The organism is Citricoccus muralis, assembly GCF_003386075.1.
GTDB classification, from domain to species: Bacteria; Actinomycetota; Actinomycetes; order Actinomycetales; family Micrococcaceae; genus Citricoccus; species Citricoccus muralis.
This window is the reverse complement of record NZ_QREH01000001.1, coordinates 1,278,671-1,299,041: the sequence shown is the minus strand read 5'-3', so window position 1 is coordinate 1,299,041 and position 20,371 is coordinate 1,278,671. Positions and strand designations below refer to the sequence as shown.

17 protein-coding genes are annotated in these 20,371 nt (G+C 67.9%); 11 read left to right on the top strand and 6 right to left on the bottom strand.

Going from position 1 to position 20,371, the window contains the following annotated elements:
- Window positions 1-10: 10 nt before the first annotated feature.
- The 8 genes from C8E99_RS05740 (at window position 11) to nrdR (ending at window position 8,733) form a co-directional block, all read left to right on the top strand.
- Window positions 11-793 carry a YggS family pyridoxal phosphate-dependent enzyme gene (locus C8E99_RS05740; RefSeq protein ID WP_115931481.1) on the top strand — a complete coding sequence of 261 codons (783 nt, stop codon included), beginning with the start codon at window positions 11-13 and terminating at the stop codon, window positions 791-793.
- 80 nt (window positions 794-873) lie between these two features.
- On the top strand, window positions 874-1,440 hold the full coding sequence (locus C8E99_RS05735; RefSeq protein WP_115931480.1) for a cell division protein SepF: 567 nt from the start codon (window positions 874-876) through the stop codon (window positions 1,438-1,440).
- Between the two features lie 55 nt (window positions 1,441-1,495).
- A complete protein-coding gene (locus C8E99_RS05730; protein WP_115931479.1) occupies window positions 1,496-1,798 on the top strand; it encodes a YggT family protein in 303 nt (100 codons plus the stop codon).
- Between the two features lie 108 nt (window positions 1,799-1,906).
- The gene (locus C8E99_RS05725) at window positions 1,907-2,707 is read left to right on the top strand and encodes a DivIVA domain-containing protein (RefSeq protein WP_115931478.1); all 801 of its coding nucleotides are present in this window, start codon (window positions 1,907-1,909) and stop codon (window positions 2,705-2,707) included.
- 159 nt (window positions 2,708-2,866) lie between these two features.
- Window positions 2,867-3,481 carry a signal peptidase II gene (gene lspA / locus C8E99_RS05715; RefSeq protein ID WP_115931476.1) on the top strand — a complete coding sequence of 205 codons (615 nt, stop codon included), beginning with the start codon at window positions 2,867-2,869 and terminating at the stop codon, window positions 3,479-3,481.
- Entirely contained in the window at window positions 3,465-4,427 is a 963-nt protein-coding gene (locus C8E99_RS05710) for an RluA family pseudouridine synthase (RefSeq protein WP_115931475.1), read from the top strand. Before lspA ends, C8E99_RS05710 begins: the two co-directional genes overlap by 17 nt.
- A 73-nt stretch (window positions 4,428-4,500) precedes the next feature.
- Window positions 4,501-8,103: a DNA polymerase III subunit alpha gene (gene dnaE, locus C8E99_RS05705; protein ID WP_425452859.1), complete on the top strand. Its 3,603-nt coding sequence runs from the start codon at window positions 4,501-4,503 to the stop codon at window positions 8,101-8,103.
- A gap of 132 nt (window positions 8,104-8,235) precedes the next feature.
- On the top strand, window positions 8,236-8,733 hold the full coding sequence (nrdR, locus tag C8E99_RS05700) for a transcriptional regulator NrdR (protein ID WP_115931474.1): 498 nt from the start codon (window positions 8,236-8,238) through the stop codon (window positions 8,731-8,733).
- Window positions 8,734-8,838: 105 nt separating this feature from the next.
- On the opposite strand, the gene C8E99_RS05695 is transcribed toward nrdR, so the two are convergent.
- From C8E99_RS05695 to map, 3 genes are all read right to left on the bottom strand, one after another.
- A complete protein-coding gene (locus C8E99_RS05695; protein ID WP_115931473.1) occupies window positions 8,839-10,014 on the bottom strand; it encodes an ATP-grasp fold amidoligase family protein in 1,176 nt (391 codons plus the stop codon).
- Between the two features lie 70 nt (window positions 10,015-10,084).
- Window positions 10,085-10,954, bottom strand: coding sequence for a polyphosphate--glucose phosphotransferase (ppgK, locus tag C8E99_RS05690; RefSeq protein WP_115931472.1), 870 nt, complete (start codon window positions 10,952-10,954; stop codon window positions 10,085-10,087).
- 47 nt (window positions 10,955-11,001) lie between these two features.
- Entirely contained in the window at window positions 11,002-11,973 is a 972-nt protein-coding gene (gene map / locus C8E99_RS05685; RefSeq protein ID WP_115931471.1) for a type I methionyl aminopeptidase, read from the bottom strand.
- A gap of 126 nt (window positions 11,974-12,099) precedes the next feature.
- Here map and C8E99_RS05680 point away from each other — a divergent pair, with 126 nt between their 5' ends.
- Window positions 12,100-12,270, top strand: a complete 171-nt coding sequence (locus C8E99_RS05680) for an SPOR domain-containing protein (protein WP_115931470.1) — start codon at window positions 12,100-12,102, stop codon at window positions 12,268-12,270.
- 10 nt (window positions 12,271-12,280) lie between these two features.
- Here C8E99_RS05680 and panB read toward each other — a convergent pair whose 3' ends face one another.
- Window positions 12,281-13,123, bottom strand: a complete 843-nt coding sequence (gene panB, locus C8E99_RS05675; RefSeq protein ID WP_115931469.1) for a 3-methyl-2-oxobutanoate hydroxymethyltransferase — start codon at window positions 13,121-13,123, stop codon at window positions 12,281-12,283.
- Window positions 13,124-13,217: 94 nt separating this feature from the next.
- Between panB and glnA (C8E99_RS05670) the strand changes: the two genes are divergently transcribed.
- Complete coding sequence (gene glnA / locus C8E99_RS05670) at window positions 13,218-14,558, top strand: type I glutamate--ammonia ligase (RefSeq protein ID WP_115931468.1); 1,341 nt, start codon at window positions 13,218-13,220, stop codon at window positions 14,556-14,558.
- Window positions 14,559-14,564: 6 nt separating this feature from the next.
- A complete protein-coding gene (locus C8E99_RS05665) occupies window positions 14,565-17,750 on the top strand; it encodes a bifunctional [glutamine synthetase] adenylyltransferase/[glutamine synthetase]-adenylyl-L-tyrosine phosphorylase (protein ID WP_115931467.1) in 3,186 nt (1,061 codons plus the stop codon).
- Here C8E99_RS05665 and C8E99_RS05660 read toward each other — a convergent pair.
- Window positions 17,747-18,730, bottom strand: a complete 984-nt coding sequence (locus C8E99_RS05660) for an LLM class flavin-dependent oxidoreductase (RefSeq protein WP_115931466.1) — start codon at window positions 18,728-18,730, stop codon at window positions 17,747-17,749. The genes C8E99_RS05665 and C8E99_RS05660 overlap by 4 nt on opposite strands.
- Before the next feature lie 199 nt (window positions 18,731-18,929).
- The gene (gene glnA, locus C8E99_RS05655; RefSeq protein WP_115931465.1) at window positions 18,930-20,354 is read right to left on the bottom strand and encodes a type I glutamate--ammonia ligase; all 1,425 of its coding nucleotides are present in this window, start codon (window positions 20,352-20,354) and stop codon (window positions 18,930-18,932) included.
- Between the last annotated feature and the right edge of the window lie 17 nt (window positions 20,355-20,371).

The following is a 20,371-nucleotide window of genomic DNA, read 5'->3' as shown; positions in this document are numbered from 1 at the left end:
GTACACCGGTATGACGGACACGGACCACCAGCGGGACGAGCGCACAGAGGAACTGGGGCGACGCCTGGCTGCGGTGCACCGTCGCATCGCCGCGGCGGTCGACGCGGCCGGCCGGCAGGAGACTCCGGACCTGGTGGTCGTCACCAAGTTCCATCCGGCGGCCGACGTGCGCAGACTGTACTCCTGCGGCGTGCGGCACGTGGGCGAGAACCGCGACCAGGAGGCCAGGGGGAAGGCCGCCGAGGTCGCCGACCTGGCCGAGGCCGGACTCGAGTGGCACTTCATCGGCCAGCTGCAGTCGAACAAGGCCAAGTACGTGGTGCGCTACGCCTCGACAGTGCACTCGGTGGACCGGTTCTCCCTCGTGGAGGCGCTCTCCTCGGCGATGGACCGGGAGCAGGGGCGACGCCGCGAGGCGGGGGAGCGGATGCGCCCGCCGATGGACTGCCTGATCCAGGTGGACCTGGACGACCGGGCCGCCGCGGACCGCCCCGCGGGAATCGGGTCGCGCGGTGGCGCCCATCCCGACGAGGTGTCCGCGTTGGCGGCCGCGATCTCCCAGGCGGAGGGGCTGAGGCTCCGGGGTGTCATGGCTGTGGCACCCGTGGGGCTGGATCCCGTGCCGGCCTTCGATCTCCTCCAGCAGATCTCCGGAGCGGTGTCGGCAGCCCATCCGGGTGCCACCTGGATCTCGGCCGGTATGAGCCAGGACCTGGAACAAGCCGTGGCGGCCGGAGCGACACACCTGCGCATCGGTACTGATGTCCTCGGGCCGCGCCCCGACGTGGGTTAACCTCAAAGGTGTCTGCTTCGACGGCGGACGACGCAGGGCCCGGAGCAGGCCGGGCGGATTCCACACGGTGAGGATGTTCGATGGCTGGTGCACTGAAGAAGACCATGATCTACCTCGGTCTCGCCGATGGCGAGGAGCAGTACGAGGAAGAGCAGCGGGCTGCCGAGCAGCCCCGCCGGCAGGAGCGGGCCGAGCGCCACGCCGCCGTCGAGACGGCTGAGCCGGCCGACGACTGGGAGGACGAGGTCCGGGAGGACCGCCCCCAGCCGATGCGTGCGGCCCACCCCCAGCCGGCCGAGCGTGAATACCGCGCACCCGTCACCCCCATCAAGCGGGCCACCCAGTCCCGGGAAGAGGCCTCCGCCGTGCGACAGATCACCACCGTGCACCCGCGTTCCTACAACGACGCCAAGCTCATCGGCGAGTCCTTCCGCGGGGGCATCCCGGTCATCATGAACGTGACGGACATGAGCGAGGCCGATGCGAAGCGCCTGGTGGACTTCTCCGCCGGACTGGTGTTCGGTCTGCACGGCTCCATCGAGCGCGTCACCAACAAGGTGTTCCTGCTGACGCCGGCCACCGTCCAGGTCCTGGGCGAGGACTCCTCGGAGACCGAAGACCAGGCCCACTTCTTCAACCAGAGCTGACACCGCACCGGCAGGGCTTCCCTGCCGGGACCATGACGGTGTGGAATAGGCTGCCGTGACCCTGATCTTCTCCCTTCTCTACCTTGTCCTGGCACTGGTTCAGTTCCTGCTGCTGATCCGGATCGTCTTCGACGTGGTGCAGTCCTTCGCCCGCTCCTGGCGGCCGAAGGGCATCCTGCTGATGGTCGCATCCACTGTGTACACCGTGACCGACCCACCCTTGCGCTGGCTCCGGTCCAAGATCCCGCCGGTGAATCTCGGCGGAATCGGCATCGACGTGGCGTTCCTGATCCTCTTCGTCGTCGTCGTCCTGCTGAAGTCCATCGTCGCTGCCCTTGCCGTGGGCACGTTGGGCTGATGGTAGCCTGAAGAACAGTGTGGCCTCGGCATGCGGACCTGCATGCGGGTGGCCACAAGAAGACCGTTGCCCCTCGAGGGCAGACCAAATACGTATTGGGGTGACCACATGGCTCTGACGCCGGAAGATGTTGTCAACAAGCGGTTCCAGCCGACGAAATTTCGGGAAGGCTACGACCAGGACGAGGTTGACGACTTCCTGGACGAGATCGTGGTCGAACTGCGTCGTCTGAACCAGGAGAACGACGAGCTGCGCCGCAAGGTGTCGGACCTGCAGTCCGGCGGGAGCAGCGAGTCCGCTGTTCCGGCTCCGGTGTCGGCTGAGGCCGCCGAGGACCACGACACCCAGGTCAAGGCCGGCGCTGCCCCGGAGGCCGTGGAGTCCACGGACGCCACTGAGTCCGCGCAGGTCGAGGACACGCAGGTCAAGCAGGTCAAGGGGAGCACTGCCCCCACCACCGCGGCGCCTGCCGCTGGTGCGGCAGTCCCGGCTACTGTCTCCGAGCCCACCGTCACCGAGCCCGCCCCGGCTGCCGGTGCCACCGCCGCCCAGCCGGCGGCCACGCCCGTCGCCGGCGCGCAGGAGTCCACGGCCACGTCCGCCGCAGGCGTGCTGGCCATGGCCCAGAAGCTCCATGACGACTACGTGGCCGAGGGCCAGACCAAGCGCGAGGAGATCATCCAGGAGGCCCAGACCGAGGCCAACGGGTTGGTCAATGACGCGCAGGAGAAGTCCCGGAAGACGCTGGCCGACCTCGAGGAGAAGAAGTCGGTGCTGGAGCGCAAGGTGGAGCAGCTCAAGGGCTTCGAACGCGATTACCGCGCTCGCCTGAAGGCATACATCGAGGGCCAGCTCCGCGACCTGCAGAACCAGGGACCGATCCAGGACGAGGCCGTCGCCTCGAACTGACCCCGCGACCCGGCCTGCCGGGCCGGACGCGAGTCGACCCCACTGACAAAGATCCGGGCCGGCCATGGTGGACCACCATGGCCGGCCCGCTTCTGTTCCCGACCACCCCTCCCTGTCCAACACAGGACAGCACCGGACCGCACCGAAGGACGCCACCGCGTGACCGACATTGAGCCCAGCCGCCCCGCCGGTCCAGAGGACACCACCGTCACGGCCCCGAAGCGTCATCGTGCGTGGATCGCCGTCCTGGTGTTCGCCGTGGGCTACGTCTTCGACCAGCTCACCAAGCGCTGGGTCGAGACCACCATGACCGAGGGGCAGGTCACCGACGTCCTGGCCCCGTTGCTCCGGTGGCACTTCATCCGCAATCCGGGTGCCGCGTTCTCCATCGGCGAGGAGCACACCTGGATCTTCACCATCATCCAGTCCGCGGTGGCCGTCTTCGTGGTGGTGCTGCTGTTCCGCGTCCGCTCGCCCCTGTGGGCCGTGGCGTTGGGCGGACTGCTGGGCGGAGTCCTGGGCAACCTGACCGACCGCCTGTTCAGGCCGCCGGGCTTCGGCGTGGGACACGTGGTCGACTTCATCGCCTTGCCGAACTTCGCCATCTTCAACATCGCGGACTCGTTGATCGTCTGTTCCATGATCGGCATCGTCCTGCTGATGTTCAGGGGACTGCAGCTCGACGGCACCCGCGAAACGCCCGAGAAGAGCGGTGGAGCGGGGACAGCAGAGGCCGGTAACGCCACCGGGCAGGGCCGTGACACAGACTCCTGAACCCGGCGAGGCCGTCGTCGTCCCCCAGGAGCACGAGGTGGGCCGGAGGGTGGACTCGGTCCTGGCCGCGGCCCTCGGGATCTCGCGCACGAAAGCGGCAGCCTGGTGTGCGGCCGGCCTCGTCGCCGAACGTGCCGCCGGGACGCCTGGACCGGCACGGGCCGTGCAGAAATCCGCCAAGGTCGCGGCCGGCACCGAACTCCTGGTGGACATCCCGGAGGAACCGAACCCGCTTGATGTGAAGGTGGAAATCGTGGAGGACCTGAGAATCCTGGCGGACGAGCCGGACTACGTGGTGGTGGACAAGCCCGTCGGCGTGGCCGCCCACCCGTCCCCGGGCTGGGTGGGACCCACCGTCGTCGGGGGACTGGCCGGGGCCGGCTACCGCATCTCGACGTCCGGTGCCCCGGAGCGCCAGGGGATTGTGCACCGCCTGGACGTGGGCACCTCAGGGATCATGGTGGTCGCCAAGTCCGAGCGCGCCTACACCGTGCTCAAGGACGCCTTCCGCGACCGCACCCCGGAGAAGACGTACCACGCGGTGGTGCAGGGACTACCGGATCCCCTGAACGGGACCATCGACGCCCCGATCGGACGCCACCCCGGCCACGACTGGAAGTTCGCCGTGCTCGAAGGCGGCCGAGACTCCATCACCCGATACCAGACCCTCGAGGCCTTCGGCCGGGCGACCCTGGTGGAGGTCAAGCTCGAGACCGGGCGGACGCACCAGATCCGCGTGCACTTCTCGGCGCTGCGCCACCCCTGTGCGGGGGACCTGACCTACGGTGCCGATCCACGGCTGGCGGCGGAGTTGGGGCTGACGCGGCAATGGCTGCACGCCCACCGGCTGGGGTTCCCCCACCCGGTGACCGGGGAGTGGGTGGACTACGAGAGCCCCTACCCGCAGGACCTCGTCTATGCCTTGGGCGTGTTGCGCGGGGAGTAACTAATCTGGATGATCGACGCGATCAGCATGTACGGCAGCAGGTAGCAAGCAGGGCAGTAGGGAAGTGCGGAGCATGACGGCCACCACGGAAATGGCACAGGAAGCAGCTGCGACGAAGAAGGACGGCGGGTTCGCCCACCTCCACGTCCACACCGAGTACTCAATGCTGGACGGCGCGGCGAAGCTCAGCGAGCTCTTCGACGAGACGAAGCGGCTGGGCATGGACTCGATCGCCATCACCGACCACGGCTACCTCTTCGGAGCCTTTGACTTCTGGAAGAAGGCCACCGATGCCGGCGTCAAGCCGATCATCGGGCTGGAGGCCTATCTGACCCCCGGACAGCTGCACCGCTCGGACAAGACGAAGGTCCGGTGGGGTGAGCAGCATCAGCGGGGGGACGACGTCTCCGGTGGTGGCGCCATCACGCACATGACCCTGCTGTCCAAGAATAACAAGGGCATGCACAACCTGTTCCGGGCCGGCTCGATCGCCTCCCTGGACTCGGTCTACGCGAAGTGGCCGCGCATCGACCGGGAGCTGCTCTCCACGTACTCCGAGGGCCTGATCGGCACCACCGGCTGCCCCTCGGGCGAGATCCAGACGCGGTTGCGGCTGGGCCAGTACAACGAGGCCCGGGAGGCCGCCGCCGAGTTCCAGGACATCTTCGGCCGGGAGAATTTCTACTGCGAGCTGATGATGCACGGCCTGGACATCGAGAAGCGGGTTATCAAGGACCTGCTCAAGCTGTCCAAGGACCTGCAGATCCCGCTCGTGGCGTCCAACGATCTGCACTACACGCACGAGCACGATTCCAAGCCCCACGAGGCACTGCTGGCCATCCAGTCCGGGTCCAACCTGCTCGAGCCCACCTATGACCAGGGCGGGTCCCGCTTCGCCCTGTCCGGCACCGAGTACTACGTAAAGTCCCCGCGGCAGATGCGGGACCTGTTCTCCGAGTTCCCGGAGGCGTGTGACAACACGCTGCTCATCGCCGAGCAGTGCGAGGTCTCCTTCGACACTGAGGCGAACTACATGCCGAAGTTCCCGTGCCCGCCGGGGGAGGACGAGACCACGTGGTTGACGAAGGAGGTCGCCACCGGGTTGAAGTTCCGCTATCCCAACGGGGTCCCGTCCCACGTGCGCAAGCAGGCCGACTACGAGCTGGACGTCATCCTCTCGATGGGTTTCCCGGGCTACTTCCTCGTGGTGGCCGACTTCATCAATTGGGCCAAGAACAACGGCATCCGGGTGGGGCCGGGACGTGGCTCCGGCGCCGGCTCCATGGTCGCCTACGCGCTGAAGATCACCGAGCTCGACCCGCTGGAGCACGGGCTGATCTTCGAGCGCTTCCTCAACCCGGACCGCGTGTCCATGCCGGACTTCGACGTCGACTTCGATGATCGCCGCCGCTCCGAGGTGATCGACTACGTCACCGAGAAGTACGGCGACGAGCGTGTCGCCATGATCGTCACCTACGGCACCATCAAGACGAAGCAGGCCCTCAAGGACTCGGCCCGCGTGATGGGCTTCCCCTTCTCCATGGGTGAGTCCCTGACCAAGGCCCTGCCGCCGGCCGTGATGGCCAAGGACATCCCGCTGAAGGACATCGAGGACAAGAAGTCGCAGCGGTACGGCGAGGCCGGTGAGTTCCGCGAGCTCGTCGCGACGGATCCGGACGCCGCCAAGGTCTTCGAGACGGCCAAGGGCGTCGAGGGACTGAAGCGGCAGTGGGGCGTGCACGCCGCGGGCGTGATCATGTCCTCGGAGCCGATCATCGACGTCATCCCGATCATGCGCCGCCTGCAGGACGGCCAGGTGATCACCCAGTTCGACTACCCCACGGCGGAGGGCCTGGGGCTGATCAAGATGGACTTCCTCGGCCTGAGGAACCTGACGATCATCTCGGACGCGATCGAGAACATCCAGATGAACCAGGACTTCACCCTGGACCTGGAATCCCTGACGTTCGACGACAAGGCGTCTTACGAGCTGCTGGCCCGGGGCGACACCCTGGGCGTGTTCCAGCTCGACGGAGGCCCCATGCGATCGCTGCTGAAGATGATGAAGCCGGACAACTTCGAGGACATCTCGGCCACCATCGCGCTGTACCGCCCGGGACCGATGGGCGCGAACTCGCACACCAACTACGCCCTGCGCAAGAACGGCCAGCAGGAGATCACCCCGATCCACCCGGAGCTCGAGGAACCCCTCGCGGAGATCCTGGGCACGACCCACGGCCTGATCGTGTATCAGGAGCAGGTCATGGCGATCGCCCAGAAGGTGGCCGGCTTCTCACTCGGGCAGGCGGACATCCTGCGCCGCGCGATGGGCAAGAAGAAGAAATCCGAGCTGGACAAGCAGTACGTGGGCTTCCACCAGGGCATGATCGACCACGGTTATTCCGAGGCGGCCATCAAGGCCCTGTGGGACATCCTGCTGCCGTTCTCGGACTACGCCTTCAACAAGGCACACTCGGCCGCCTACGGGCTGGTGTCCTACTGGACCGCCTACCTGAAGGCCCACTACCCAGCCGAGTACATGGCCGCACTGCTCACCTCCGTGGGTGATGACAAGGACAAGATGGCGATGTACCTCAATGAGTGCCGCCACATGGGCATCTCGGTGCTCCCGCCGGACGTCAACGAGTCCTCCCTGTACTTCACCCCGGTGGGCAAGGACATCCGCTTCGGTATGGGCGCTGTGCGCAACGTGGGTGCCAATGCCGTGGCGGGCATGGTGGAGGCCCGGGACGAGAAGGGGAAATTCACCTCGTTCCAGGACTTCTTCAAGAAGGTCCCGGCCGTCGTGTGCAACAAGCGCACCATCGAATCCCTCATCAAGGCCGGCGGCTTCGATTCGCTCGGCTACGCCCGCCGGGCCCTGCTGGCCGTGCACGAGGAGGCCACGGACGGGGCCGTGGCGCAGAAACGCCAGGAGGCCAACAACCAGTTCGACTTCTTCTCCCTGCTGGAGGACGAGGGGGGCGACGTCGGCGACGCCGGGTTCGGGATCGAGGTCCCGGACATGCCGGAGTGGGACAAGAACGACAAGCTCACCTTCGAGCGCGAGATGCTCGGCCTCTACGTCTCCGACCACCCCCTGCAGGGGTTGGACGGCGTACTCGCCCAGCATGCGGACATTTCCATCACCCACATCCTGTCCGACGACGGCCCGTCCGACGGCGCGATGGTCACCATCGCGGGGCTCATCACGAGCCTCGAGCGGCGCATCGCCAAGAGCTCCGGGAACGCCTACGCGCGCACGGAGATCGAGGACCTGGGCGCCTCGATGGACGTCATGTTCTTCGGCAAGGCCTATGCGCCGATCGCCACGATGCTGGCCCAGGACCTCGTGGTGGCCGTCAAGGGCCGCGTCCAGCGGCGTGATGACGGGTCGATCTCCCTGAGCGCCCAAGAGCTGACCATCCCGGACCTCTCGGACGGCCACTCCGGCCCGGTCTCGCTGACCATGCCCGGCTTCAAGGCCAATGAGACCGTGATCTCCGCCCTGGGGGATGTGCTCAAGACCCACCCGGGGACCACCGAGGTCCGGCTCAAGCTGACGGGGGCGCGCACCATGGAGATCATGCAGCTCGGCGCCGACTTCCGGGTCAGCCCGAATCCGGCCCTCTTCGGAGACCTCAAGGTACTGCTGGGACCGGCCTGCCTCGAATAGGGACCGCGCAGTCCGCCCCATCCGTGGTGTCGCTCGTCGGAGAACACCACTACATCTGGTAATGACACGGTTGTTATTCAGTGGGTCGTCCGACTATGATGGAGTGGTCCACCGACGGAGGAAGGGGAAGTCATGCACTGTCCCTTCTGCCGTCATGAGGACTCCCGTGTGGTGGACTCCCGCTCGTTGGATGACGGCTCGGCCATCCGCCGGCGCCGGCAGTGCCAGTCCTGTGGGAAGCGTTTCACCACCATGGAGACCACGGCCCTGACGGTGGTCAAGCGGTCCGGGGTGGCTGAACCCTTCGACCGCTCCAAGATCATCAATGGTGTCCGCAAGGCCTGCCAGGGCCGTCCGGTCACCAGCGACGACCTGGCCATGCTGGCGCAGGAGGTCGAGGAGACCATCCGGGCCACGGGGAACGCCGAGGTGGACGCCCACGAGGTGGGGCTCGCGATCCTGGAGCCGTTGCGCCGTCTGGACCAGGTGGCCTACCTCCGGTTCGCCTCGGTCTACCAGGCGTTCGACTCGCTGGACGACTTCGCCGGCGCCATCGAGGATCTGCGGTCCGTCGGCACGGCGTCGGACACCGCCACCCCGGCTCTGCAGCCGAGGTTGTTCACCCGCTGACGCGGAAGGCCCCACGGGGCGATGAGACTGCCGATGGCGGCTCCGGAGGGGAAGCCGGAGCCGCCATCGGCCACTTCAGTGCGTTGCCATCGGCTCCCCGTCCGTCTATTGCCGTGACCGGCCATCACCCGAGGGGAAGGCCGGCAAGCGATCGATCATCCCCAGGTCTGCGTGCGGGCCCCAGGTGGGTCGACCCGATCGGCCGTGATGCATGTCCTCGAACAGTCGTGCCTCTGCCTTCATCCACTCACGCCCCAGGAAGTCGTCGTGGCGGGGGGCGTACCGGTGCGTTGCGCCCGGTGTCCGGGTGATTTCCCCCAGGACGGGGCCCTGCTGCGTCTCATAGAGGTCAACGCGGCACAAGGGCATAGGCAACGCGAGGGAAATGCGGCGGGAGATCTCCAGCATCTGCGGCAGGGTTTTCGGCGACGGAATCGTCGGGTCGAGATCGGGTTCCGGGACCACTTGGCCCAGATCGCGGCCCGCCTCGGATATATATCTGCGTACGGCCGTGGACTTCCCATTGACCATGGTCGGGCGTCTGAGCAGCACATGCAGCACCTTGCCGTAGGCCATGTAGATCTTCACGTCATCCGGAAGCTCCGATCCAGTGACGCTCTCCAGCATCTGCTCAGCGAATATCGGCCCGTAGGACTGGGTCAGCGCTCGGACACGTTGGAAGTGTTCGATGACCTGCGCAGTCGTCAACGTCATCGCCGGTTCATGGCCGATCCACAAGTACTGGTCCTCTCCAACCCGGCGCAGGGGCAGAACCGCCCGACTGGACGCACCGCCATCTGTCTTGACGACGAACTCTGTGGGCAGGGCAGCGAGGTCGATGTCCTCGGGGCGTTGCGCGAGCCCCAGAATACGGGGCACGGGGACACCGTGACTGGTGGCGAAGGCGTGCACCCAGAGCTTGCGATTCAGTTCCCCGATGCGCTCCTTCGCCGGGCTAGGGTCCTGCCGGTAGTGCTTTCCCAGCTCCACCCAGGCATGGTGGTGGCGAAGGAACGAGGGCTTCTCCAGCCGCCGTTTCCACTCGGCCGCCTCCTCGCGTGCCGCGTTGCGCTCGGCGGCTGCGGCCCTCCGTGCCACACGTGCCGCGCGAGCGGCCTTCTCCGAGTCCGCCAGTTGCGCACGCAGACGCACGATCTCGGCACTGTCCGCATCGGTCTGTCCGCCGCGGGCCAATATCGTCGGGGTTCGCGCCCTGCGTGCCACGGCACGGACGATCCGTTGGGCAGTGATCGGGTTCAGCGAGCGACGGGCACGGGACATGGATGGCTCCTCTGGGGGGCGTTTCTGGAAGGGACGGGTGGCCTGCGGCTGCGCGCGATTCGGCCGGTGATCAGGCGGCGGCTTCGGATGCGTACAGTGCCGCTCCCACGATCCCCGCGTTATTGCGCAGCTCGGCCGGCAGGATGGGGGTGCGCAACTCCAGCAGGGGGAGGAAGTCCTCCGGCCGCTTGGATATCCCGCCGCCTACGATGAACAGGTCGGGAGAGAATATGCGCTCGATATAGCCGAAGAACCGCTGCAGCCGGGCCGCGTACTCGGCCCAGCCCAGTCCTTCCCGCTCACGGGCTGCCGCGGAGGCCCGCGTCTCGGCCATCGCCCCGTCCAGCTCCAGGGACCCTAGCTCGAAGTTGGGCACCAGGATGCCGTCGTGCACCATTGCTGCGCCGATTCCGGTGCCCAGGGTGATGGTCAGGACCGAGCCGGCCACGCCCCGTCCGGCACCGAAGCGGGACTCTGCCAGTCCCGCGGCGTCCGCGTCGTTGAGCAGGCGCACCGGGCGCCCCAGGTGGTCGCCGAACAGCCGCTGGACATCCGTGCCGATCCACGAGTGGTCGATGTTGTTGGCCGAGAGGCAGACGCCGTGTTGGATGATCGAGGGAAAGCAAATTCCCACAGCGGCATCCGGGGAGGGTGCGCCTGGGTGGGCGTCCAGCTCGGCCACGATCGACTCCAGCGTGTGGGCTACGGATTCCGGCAGGGCCGGCTGGGGGGTGGGGATGCGGTAGCGGTCGCCCTTGAGTCGGCCGGTCCGGGGATGGTCGCCCAACCGGACGATCCCGCCCTTCATCCCGGTGCCGCCGATGTCGATCCCGATCGCCTTGCGGTACGGACCGTCGTCGCCCGTGACCTGACGATTGCCGAAAGCATGCGCCCCCGGCTGAGCCGGTTGCGAGGAGAGGGGCGGGGTGGAATTGGGCATCGGCAATCCGCTCAGGCATAGTCTGCGGGACAGGGGGCAGTTCGTGGTCAGGGCAGGGTCAGGATGTCAGCACCGTCTTCGGTCACCACCAGGGTGTGCTCGAATTGTGCGGTCCGCCGCCGGTCTCGCGTGGTGATGGTCCAGCCGTCTTCCCACTGGTCCCAAGCGATCCCGCCCAGCGTGATCATCGGTTCGATGGTGAAGACCATACCGGGAACCATCACGGTGTTGTGCGCTGGGGCGGCATCGAAGTGGGGGATGACGAGCCCGGAATGGAATTCTCGGCCCACGCCGTGGCCGATGAAGTCCCGGACCACCCCGTAGCCGAAGCGCTTGGCGTAGGACTCGATGGCGCGGCCGATGACGTTGATCTCTCGACCGGGCCGGACGGCCTTGATGCCGCGCATCATGGCCTCGTGGGTGCGCTCCACCAGCAGCCGGGACTCTTCATCCACGGTGCCGACCAGGTAGGTCATGTTGTGGTCCCCGTGGTGCCCGTCCAGGTAGGCGGTGATGTCGAGGTTGACGATGTCCCCGTCCTCGAGGGGCGTGTCATCCGGGATGCCATGGCAGATCACCTCGTTCAGTGAGGTGCAGATGGCCTTGGGGAAGCCCTTGTAGCCGAGGCAGGACGGGTAGGCGCCGTGATCGCAGATGAACTCGTGCGCGATCCGGTCCAGTTCGGCCGTGGTGACTCCGGGGGCGATGTGCCGGGCGGCCTCCTCCATGGCCTGGGCGGCGATCCGGCCGGCCGCGCGGATCTTCGCGATCCCCTCGGCGTCGTAGACGTCAGAGCCGTTGCCCTCGTCCGCCGTGGCCCGGCCCACGTACTCCGGCCGCTCGATGTGCGCGGGCACGGAGAGCTGGGGGGCGACGACGCCCGGCGTCAGGGTGCCCAGCGGCGCCTTGGAACCCGGTTCGCCCCGCACCGGGCCCTCCGGGGCCGGACCGTTGTGGCTCGTCGGGGGAGCTGACGGGGTCGAAGCGGGACGGGTGTTCGTCTGGGGGCTGTGGGACATGACTCGATCCTATCGCCGCCGAGCGCATCGGGCGGGCCGGCCGGAGCGCCGGTTCGGAGGTGCTGACCTGGTCCAGCGGCCGATCGGTTCCGGAGGTGCCGTGCGGATCGCCGATAGGGTGGGCCCATGAGCGAATACTGGTACAACGTCGTCACGAAGCAGGTCGAGGAAGGCCCGCAGTCAGACTGGTCGAAGCTGCTGGGGCCCTACCAGTCCCGCGCGGAGGCCGAGGGCGCCATCGCCCAGGTGCAGGCGAACAACGAGCGCTGGGATGACGTGGAGGACGAGGAAGGGTAGGCCCGCCCGGTCAGGACTCGAAGCCGTGCTCGGACGCCGGGAACGTGCCCTCCAGGACGTCCCGGCGGTAGTCGGTGACCGCCGCTGACACCACCGAGTGCAGATCCGCGTACTGCTTCACGAAGCGCGGCATCCTGCCGGTCCGCAGGCCCAGCATGTCCTGCCACACCAGGACCTGGCCGGTGGTGGTGGGCCCGGCCCCGATGCCGACGGTGGGCACGCGCAGCGCCTCGTCCACCTGGCGGGCGATGTCCGAGGGCACCATCTCCATCAGCACGGCGAAGGCGCCGGCATCCTGCAGGACCGTCGCCTCGCGCACCATCGCCTCGGCGGCGCCCTCGGTGCGGCCCTGGACCCGGTATCCGCCCAGGACGTTCTCGGACTGCGGGGTGAAGCCGATGTGGGCCATGACCGGGACTCCGGCGTCCGTCATCATGCGTACATGCTCGGCGTAGCGGACGCCGCCCTCCATCTTCACGGCGTGGACTCCGGCCTCCTTGACGAGCCGGATGGCGCTCTCGGTCGCCTGCTGCGGGGACAGCTCATAGGAGCCGAAGGGCAGATCGCATAGCACCATGGCGCGCCGGGTGCCGCGGACCACGGATCCGGCGTAGACGATCATCTCGTCGAGCGTGATCGGCAGGGTGGTGGCATGGCCCATCATGGTGTTGGCCGCCGAGTCACCCACGAGGATCGTCTCGATGCCGGCGTCATCGAAGATCTGGGCCATCTGGAAGTCGTATGCCGTGAGCATCGCGAAGCGCCGGCCCTCATCCTTGGCCTTCTGGAGGTGCACGGTGCGGTAGCGGGCAGGAGCAGGTGCGGCGTAGGGCGCGGTTTCTTTCTCAGCCATGGCCGCAGTCTAGCGGCCCGTCATCCGGCGCTGACCGGGCCCGGCACACTACAGTGGAACCATTCGCACGATCCGACAGGAGGCCGCCAGAGACATGGATCGCCAACAGGAGTTTGTCCTCAGGACCATAGAGGACCGGGACGTGCGCTTCGTGCGACTGTGGTTCACCGACGTGACCGGCACGCTGAAGTCGGTTGCGCTGGCACCGGCCGAGGTCGAAGGGGCCTTCGCCGAGGGGCTCGGCTTCGACGGGTCCTCGATCGACGGGTACACCCGGATCTTCGAGTCGGACATGCTGCTGCAGCCGGACCCCTCGACCTTCCAGATCCTGCCGTGGCGCGGCGAGGACGAGCCCACCTCGCGGATGTTCTGTGACGTGCTCACCCCGGACGGGGAGCCCTCCGCCGCCGATCCGCGTCAGGTGCTGCGCCGTCAGCTGTCCCGCGCGGCGGACATGGGCTTCACGTTCTACACGCACCCCGAGATCGAGTTCTACCTCCTCCAGTCCAAGGAGCCCGGGCCGGACGGACAGCCCGTCCCGGTGGACCAGGCCGGGTACTTCGACCACGAGCCCGGCGGCGTCGCCACCGACTTCCGCCGCCACGCGGTCAACATGCTCGAGGCGATCGGCATCTCGGTGGAGTTCAGCCACCACGAGTCCGGTCCCGGCCAGAACGAGATCGACCTTCGCTACGCCGATGCGCTGCAGACGGCCGACAACATCATGACGTTCCGCACCGTGATCAAGGAGGTCGCCCAGCTCCAGGGGAACTACGCGACCTTCATGCCGAAGCCGTTCGGCCAGCACGCCGGATCCGGGATGCACACCCACTTCTCCCTGTTCGAAGGCGATTCGAATGCCTTCTTCGAGCCCAGTGCCGAGTTCCACCTCTCCACCACGGGGCGCCGGTTCATCGCCGGGCTGCTGCACCACAGCATGGAGATCACGGCCATCACCAACCAGTTCGTGAACTCGTACAAGCGCCTCTGGGGCGGCGGGGAGGCCCCGTCCTACGTGTCCTGGGGCCACAACAACCGTTCCGCCCTGGTCCGCGTCCCCCTCTACAAGCCGGACAAGGCCGGCTCGGCCCGCGTCGAGTACCGCGGGATCGATGCCTCGGCGAACCCGTACCTGACCTACGCGGTCCTCCTGGCCGCCGGCCTGAAGGGCATCGAGGAGGAGTACGAGCTGCCGGAGGCCGCCGCCGAGGACATCAGTGCGCTCACCTCCACGGAACGCCGGGCCCTGGGCCACCACTCGCTGCCCGGCACCCTGCATGACGCCCTGCGGATCATGGAGGAGTCCGAGTTCGTGGCCGAGGTGCTGGGGGAGACGGTCTTCGAGAACTTCCTGCGGAACAAGCGCCAGGAGTGGGACGAGTACCGGGTCGAGGTCACGCCGTTCGAACTGCAGCGCAACCTCGGAATCCTCTGAACCAGCATGATCGCCCCGGCATCGGAGAATAGCGGGCCCGGACGGAAGTCCCTGGTCAGTGCCGGCTTCTCCGACTGGGCCCGTGCCCGGGAGCTGCTGGCCTCCCCGGAACTGGGATCCCTGGACCAGCAGGAGATCGTGCGCGTCCTCGCGGACGCCCCGGACCCGGACCAGGCCCTCATCCTGTTCATCCGCCTGCTGGAGCGGGCCCCGGCCCTGGCAGCGGTGCTGGAGGACCCGGCGCGCTCCCGGGCGGTGGCACGACTGCTGGGCGCCTCCGAGGCGCTGGGGGAGTTCCTCATCCGCCGGCCGGACCACATCGACCTGCTTGTGGACCCGGCCGGCGCAGCACGCACCGCTCCCGTCCTGGGGCAGGACGGCCTCGCGGCGGACACGGCACCCTTGCGGACTCTGCTCCTGGAGGCGGTCGGCGCGGATGCCAGCGCGGCTCGCCCGGTGGCCACGCTCCGCGGCAAGGAGGCGGCCGCGGCTCTGCGGATCGCCTATCGCCGGCAGCTCACCGCCCTGGCCATCCAGGACCTGACCGGTCGGGATCCGCGGGCGGCGGAGCCGGCGGTCTCCGCGTGGCTGGCCGACCTGGCCGGCGCCGCGATCGAGGCGGGCCTCGCCGCCTCCCGGGCGGACGCCGTCGAGCAATTCGGCCAGGACGCCGACCGGGTGGACCTGGCCGTCATCGGAATGGGCAAATGCGGCGCCCGGGAACTGAACTACATCTCGGACGTGGACGTGATCTTCGTCCACGCCTCGTCCCTGGACGACGACCACCACGTGGCGACCATCGCCACGGCCCTGGCCTCCGGGATCTCGAAGTACACCACGGCGGCGGCCCCCGAACAGGGCCTGTGGGAGATCGACGCGAACCTGCGCCCCGAGGGCAAGGACGGGGTGCTGTCCCGCACTGTGGAATCCCATGGGGAGTACTACCGCCGTTGGGCGCACACCTGGGAGTTCCAGGCCCTGCTCAAGGCCCGGCCCATCGCCGGCGACCCGGGCCTGGGCCGGGAGTACATCGACGCGATCTGGCCGCTGGTCTGGACCAGCTCGGAGCGGGACGGCTTCGTCTCCTCCGTCCAGCAGATGCGGCGCCGGGTCCTGGACAACATCGCCCACCAGAACCGGGACCGGGAGATCAAGCTGGGGGCCGGCGGCCTGCGGGACGTGGAGTTCACCGTCCAGCTGCTCCAGCTCGTCCACGGCAAGACCGAAGGGTCCGTCCGCGTCCGGAACACCCTGGACGCCATCGACGCCCTGGAGAACAACTCCTACATCGGGCGCTCGGACGCCGAGTCCTTCGCCGGTGCCTACCGGTACCTGAGGCTGCTCGAGCACCGGATCCAGCTGGTCCACCTGCGCCGGACCCACCTCATGCCGGACAAGCAGCATGCCCTGTGGGTCCTGGCCCGGGCGGCCAAAGGCCCCGGTGAATCCGGCCCTTCGGACGCCGCTGCCCTGTCCTCACTGTGGAAGCGGACCCGCAAGGGGGTGCGCTCCCTGCACGAGAAGATCTTCTACCGGCCGCTGCTGTCCACCACGGCGGCGCTGTCCGCCGATGAGGCCAAGCTGACCCCGGAAGCGGTGCGCCAGCGCCTCGCCGCCCTGGGCTACCAGGATCCCGCCGGCGCGGTGAAGCACATCGAGGCCCTCAGCACCGGGGTGTCCCGCCGCGCGGCGCTGCAGCGCCAACTGCTGCCGGTGATGCTCGGCTGGTTGGCCAACGGTCCCAATCCCGACGGCGGCCTGCTGGGATTCCGCCGGCTCTCGGAATCGCTGGGATCCTCCCCGTGGTTCCTGGGCATGCTGCGGGACTCTTCGGCGGCTGCCGAGCGGCTGTGCCAGATCCTCTCGCTCTCCTCCTACATCTCGGACATGCTGGAGCATCGGCCCGAGGCCGCCGCCTGGCTGGGACGGGACCGCGAGCTGGTCCCCATGCCGTTCGAGACGCAGTGGCAGGAGATCCAGGCCAAGATGTCCCGGCACCCCGATCCGGAGGAGGCGATCCGCCAGATCCGGCTGATCCGGCAGCGGGAGATCCTGCGGACCGCGATCGCCGATGCCTCCGGGCTGCTGGACCAGGACACCGTGGGCCGTGCCCTCTCCGACGCCGACCGCGCGGCCGTGCTGGGTGCGCTGCACGTTGCGGAGAACTCTCTCTTCGGCCACCCCGACCACCGGGCGGGACGCCCAGGCAGTCCGGCGGACACCGGAGCCGCCTCGAACGGGTCGAACAGCACGGGCACCACCACCGCGAACAGGACCAACACGGCGAATTGCCCGGTCACGGCCCGGAACGTCGAGCTCACGGACCTGCTGGTGGTGGCCATGGGTCGCCAGGGAGGCCGGGAGATCGCCTACGGCTCCGACCTGGATGTCCTGTTCGTCCACCGGCCCCATGACGGTGCCGACCCGGAAGCCGCCCAACGCCAGGCCGTGGAGCTGTCCAAGCTCGTCATGTCCCTCATGACTCGGCCGTGCAAGCCGCCGGTGCTGGGCGAGCGACCGCTGGTGATGGATGCGGACCTGCGGCCGGAGGGCAAGAAGGGACCGTTGGCCCGGTCCCTGGACTCCTTCCGCGAGTACTACCGCCGCTGGGCCGAGATCTGGGAGGTGCAGGCCCTGCTGAAGGCCCGGCCGGTGGCCGGCAGTGCCGAGCTGGCCGAGGAGTTCACCACCTGGGCGGACTCCGTGCGCTACGCCGGGGACCCCGGTCCGGCGGCCATCCGCGAGATCCGACGGATCAAGGCCCGCGTGGAGGCGGAACGGCTGCCCCGGGGGGCAGACCCGGCACGGCATCTCAAGCTCGGCCGCGGCGGGCTGTCCGACGTGGAGTGGCTGGTGCAGACGCTCCAGCTGCAACACGCGGCGGACCACCCTGCTCTGCGCACCACCGGGACCATTCCTGCGCTGGAGGTCCTCGTCCGTGAGGGGATCCTTCCGGCGGAGGACGGTGAGGTGCTGGACCGGGCCTGGCACCTGGCCACCCGGGTGCGCGCGGGCAACATCGTGTGGTCCGGCAAGTCCTCAGACGTGCTCCCGGTCAAACGCCAGGACCTCGAGGCGATCGCCCGGTGGTGCGGGTGCGAACTGGGCCAGGCCGCCGAACTCGAGGAGGACTACCTCCGGTCCACCCGCCAGGCCCGGCAGGTCTTCGAGAAGCACTTCTACGGTGCCTAGCGTCCGATGACGTGCTCGCCCAGCAACTCGAGGGTGCGGTGCCGGGCCGCCAGGTCCGGGGCAGCATTGGTGATGATCAGTTCATCGGCCTGGACGCGCTCACGGAACTCATCCAGGTAGGCCTTGACGGTCTCGATGGTGCCTACCGCGGTGTACTTCATCATGGAGAGCACCTGCTCGCCGCCGGCGGAGTGCAGAAGCATGGTGACCTCGTCCTCGCCCAGGTCGCGGCCGCGGCCGAGCATCTGGCGGATGCGGTGACGATGGGCGATCTCGAGTTGGGCGTGCGCCTCGGCCTCGGTGTCCGCCGCGATCACGTTGAGCGCCGCGATGAAGTGCGGTTCGGGAACGCTCTCGGACGGCTCGAAGCGGTCGCGGTAGATCGTGGCCGCGTGTTCCAGCATCTGCGGGGCGAAGTGTGAGGCGAAGGAGTAGCCCAGTCCCAGCGCCGCCGCGAGCTGTGCACCGTACTGCGAGGACCCCAGGATGTAGAGCGGGACATTCGTCCCGTGCCCCGGAAAGGCGTCCACGCCGGGGATGAGGGACTCTCCACGGAGATAGCCCTGCAGCTCCTTGATGTCCCGGGGGAAGGTGTCAGCCGCCGAGGGATCGCGGCGCAAGGCCATCATGGTGCGCTGGTCCGTGCCCGGGGCGCGACCCAGCCCGAGGTCGATCCGGCCGGGGTGGATCTCCGCCAGGGTGCCGAACTGCTCGGCGATGACCAGGGGGGAGTGGTTCGGCAACATGATGCCGCCCGAGCCCAGCCGGATCCTCTCGGTGTGGGCCGCCACATGGGCCAGGAGCACCGAGGTGGCGGAGGAGGCGATGGAGGGGAAGTTGTGGTGCTCGGCGAACCAGATCCGGTGGAAGCCCTGCTCCTCGGCCTTCTGCGCCAACTCGACACTGGCGGCCACGGCCTCCGCGACGGGCTGTCCGGGCAGGACGGTGGACAGGTCAAGAATGGACAGCGGATAGCTCACAGGGCACCTTTCACGGGGGTTCTTCCTCCAGACACAGCGGTGCCGTGTGCGGTTCTATTCCCGCCGGTCAGCCTCAGCCGGCACAGTCCGGTACCAACGACGGCGGCGCCTTCGGTGACCGTCAAAGGTCACCGAAGGCGCCGCCGTCGGGAATGCCGTCAGTCAGGCACGTGGTCACCGGCTTGGGGGCCGGTGACCGTCACACGCCGTAGTACAGCTCGAACTCGTAGGGGTTCGGGCGAATGGAGAGCGGGAGGATCTCGTTCTCACGCTTGTACTCGACCCAGGCCTGGATGAGGTCCTCGGTGAAGACGTCGCCGGCCAGCAGGAACTCGTGGTCCTCCTCGAGCGCACGCAAGGCCTCCTCCAGGGACGCGGGGGCCTTCTGGATGGTGGCGGCCTCCTCGGCGGGCAGCTCGTAGAGGTCCTTGTCGATCGGCTCGGCCGGTTCGATCCGGTTGCGGATCCCGTCCAGGCCGGCCATCAGCTGCGCGGCGAAGGCCAGGTAGGGGTTGCCGGAGGGGTCCGGGGCACGGAACTCCAGGCGCTTGGCCTTGGGGTTGGATCCGGTGATCGGGATGCGGATGGCTGCGGAGCGGTTGCCCTGCGAGTACACCATGTTGATCGGGGCCTCGAAGCCCTTCACCAGGCGGCGGTAGGAGTTCACCGTGGGATTGGTGAAGGCCAGGATCGCGGAGGCGTGCTTGAGCAGTCCGCCGATGTACCAGCGGGCGGTGTCCGAGAGGTTGGCGTAGCCCTTCTCGTCGTAGAACAGCGGCTCACCGGCGTTCCACAGCGACTGGTGGCAGTGCATGCCGGAGCCGTTGTCACCGAAGACCGGCTTCGGCATGAACGTGGCGGTCTTGCCGAAGGCGTCCGCGGTGTTCTTCACCACATACTTGAACTTCATCAGATCATCGGCGGCGTGAGTCAGCGTGTTGAACTTGTAGTTGATCTCCGCCTGGCCGGCGGCGCCGACCTCGTGGTGGGAACGTTCGACCTCGAGGCCGACCTCGTCTAGGGCCACACAGATCGCGTCCCGCAGGTCGGCCTGCTTGTCCACGGGGGAGACGGGGAAATAGCCGCCCTTGACCGGGGTCTTGTGGCCGAGGTTGCCGCCCTCCTCCTGGCGACCGCTGTTCCACCAGGCCTCGTCCGAGTCGACAGAGTAGAAGCTGTGGTTCGGCGTGGACTGGTAGCGGACGTCCTCGAAGATGAAGAACTCGGCCTCGGAGGCGAAGTTGGCGGTGTCCGCGATGCCGGTGGAGGCCAGGTACTCCTCGGCCTTCTGCGCGACGCCGCGGGGATCGCGGTGGTAGGGCTCGCCGGTCCGCGGGTTGACGATCGAGAAGCTCATCACGAGCGTCTTCTCCACACGGAAGGGATCGAGGTACGCGGTGGCCACGTCCGGGATCAACTGCATGTCCGATTCGGCGATGCCCTGAAAGCCGCGGATCGAGGAACCGTCAAACAGCTGGCCATTCACGAAGAAGTCCTCGTCCACCGCCTTCGCGGGGAGGTTGAAGTGCTGCTGGACGCCTGGCAGATCGGTGAAACGGACGTCCACGAATACGACGTCTTCGTCCTGGATGAACTGCAGTACTTCCTGGGCGGTGGTGAACATCTGTTGTGCTCCTCGGG

Coding starts and splice junctions, on each gene's coding strand:
- glnA (WP_115931468.1), top strand. CDS start 13,218: ATGGATCGCCAACAGGAGTTTGTCCTCAGGACCATAGAGGACCGGGAC.
- C8E99_RS05740 (WP_115931481.1), top strand. CDS start 11: ATGACGGACACGGACCACCAGCGGGACGAGCGCACAGAGGAACTGGGG.
- glnA (WP_115931465.1), bottom strand. CDS start 20,354: ATGTTCACCACCGCCCAGGAAGTACTGCAGTTCATCCAGGACGAAGAC.
- nrdR (WP_115931474.1), top strand. CDS start 8,236: ATGCACTGTCCCTTCTGCCGTCATGAGGACTCCCGTGTGGTGGACTCC.
- C8E99_RS05725 (WP_115931478.1), top strand. CDS start 1,907: ATGGCTCTGACGCCGGAAGATGTTGTCAACAAGCGGTTCCAGCCGACG.
- ppgK (WP_115931472.1), bottom strand. CDS start 10,954: ATGCCCAATTCCACCCCGCCCCTCTCCTCGCAACCGGCTCAGCCGGGG.
- map (WP_115931471.1), bottom strand. CDS start 11,973: ATGTCCCACAGCCCCCAGACGAACACCCGTCCCGCTTCGACCCCGTCA.
- C8E99_RS05695 (WP_115931473.1), bottom strand. CDS start 10,014: ATGTCCCGTGCCCGTCGCTCGCTGAACCCGATCACTGCCCAACGGATC.
- C8E99_RS05680 (WP_115931470.1), top strand. CDS start 12,100: ATGAGCGAATACTGGTACAACGTCGTCACGAAGCAGGTCGAGGAAGGC.
- C8E99_RS05735 (WP_115931480.1), top strand. CDS start 874: ATGGCTGGTGCACTGAAGAAGACCATGATCTACCTCGGTCTCGCCGAT.
- panB (WP_115931469.1), bottom strand. CDS start 13,123: ATGGCTGAGAAAGAAACCGCGCCCTACGCCGCACCTGCTCCTGCCCGC.
- C8E99_RS05665 (WP_115931467.1), top strand. CDS start 14,565: ATGATCGCCCCGGCATCGGAGAATAGCGGGCCCGGACGGAAGTCCCTG.
- dnaE (WP_425452859.1), top strand. CDS start 4,501: ATGACGGCCACCACGGAAATGGCACAGGAAGCAGCTGCGACGAAGAAG.